This is a genomic window from Georgenia thermotolerans (assembly GCF_009193185.1).
In the GTDB taxonomy this organism is placed as follows: domain Bacteria; phylum Actinomycetota; class Actinomycetes; order Actinomycetales; family Actinomycetaceae; genus Georgenia; species Georgenia thermotolerans.
The window spans coordinates 1-1,351 of the sequence record NZ_VUKF01000104.1; the positions used below are offsets into that span (position 1 = coordinate 1).

Genomic DNA, 1,351 nt, shown 5'->3' on the forward strand with positions numbered 1-1,351 from the left:
TGAACCGTCCTGGGTTCCCTGGAGGGTGCTGATCTAGCAAGGGAGACTGAGTCTCGTGTCAGCACCGAGGAAGTACGACCAGGAGTTCCGGGATCGGGCGGTGCGGATGTACCGCGAACGGCTCGCGGAGGGCAGCGAGTCCAAGCTCGGCGCGCGCCGGCATGTCGGGGCGCTGCTGGACCTGAACCAGGCGACGCTGCGCAACTGGGTCGAGGACGCCGAGCTGGCCGAGGGCACGCGAAGTCCGGCGCCGAGCCGGGCGGTGGAGTCCGAGGAGGTCCGGGCGCTGCGCAAGCGGGTGGCCGAGCTCGAGCGGGCCAACGAGATCCTCAAGACCGCGTCGGCGTTTTTCGCCCAGGCGGAGCTCGACCGCCGACTCAAGTGATCGTGGCCTACATCGATACCTACCGGGACCGGTTCGGCGTCGAGCCGATCTGCTCCGTGCTCTCCGAGCACGGGGTCACGATCGCGCCGTCCACCTACTACGCCCGCAGGGCGTGCCCGGTGACCGAGGCCGAACTTGACGAGGCCTATCTCGTCAACGCCCTGGTGGCCCTGCACCGGGCGAACTGGGGCGTGTACGGGGTCCGCAAGCTCCACCACGCCGCCCGCCGCGCCGGCCTGCAGGTGGGCCGGGACCAGGTCGGCCGGCTCATGGGCGTCGCCGGGCTGGTAGGGGCGGTGCGCGGGCGCCACCGCACCCGCACCACCCGCCGGTCGGCAGAGGCGCCGCGCCACCCCGACCTGGTCCGGCGCGGCTGGCACACCCCGGCGGCCCCGGACGAGCTGTGGGTGGCGGACTTCTCCTACGTCTGGACCCTGTCCGGGTTCGTCTACGTCGCCCTCGTCGTCGACGTCTTCTCCCGCAGGATCCTCGGCTGGCGGGTGACCACCAGCAAGGAGACCTTCCTGGTCACCGACGCCCTGCGCCAGGCCATCGACGTCCGCCACCGCGGCGGGGCCCGGTGGGAGCGCGGCAAGCTCGTCCACCACTCCGACGCCGGCTCGCAGTACACCTCGGTGGCCTTCACCGCCGAGCTGCTCGAGGCCGGCATCGCCGGATCCATCGGCACCGTCGGCGACGCCCTGGACAACGCCCTGTGCGAGTCCACCATCGGCCTGTTCAAGACCGAGGCCATCAACGACGGCGGCCCGACCTGGAAACACCGCGCTCAGGTCGAGTGGCAGGTCGCCCGCTGGGTCCACTGGTACAACCACGCCCGGCTGCACTCCTCCATCGAGAACCTGCCCCCGATGGAGTTCGAACACCGTCACCGGCAGGCTGTAACCGCGACCACCATCCCGGAGGTCGCGTAACCCACCAGCCCTCCGGCGGACCCAGGACGGTTCA

Annotated in this window: 1 protein-coding gene and 1 other annotated feature; the gene reads left to right on the top strand. The window is 71.0% G+C overall.

Annotation, left to right across the window (positions count from 1 at the left end; all coding sequences use genetic code 11):
- The first annotated feature begins 55 nt into the window (after positions 1 to 55).
- A protein-coding gene (locus tag GD970_RS21355; RefSeq protein WP_152204888.1) for an IS3 family transposase occupies positions 56 to 1,317 on the top strand; the annotation gives its coding sequence in 2 pieces (ribosomal slippage) (positions 56 to 356 and positions 356 to 1,317; 1,263 coding nt in all).
- Positions 343 to 474, top strand: a sequence feature (AL1L pseudoknot). It overlaps the preceding gene by 132 nt.
- Positions 1,318 to 1,351: the final 34 nt, after the last annotated feature.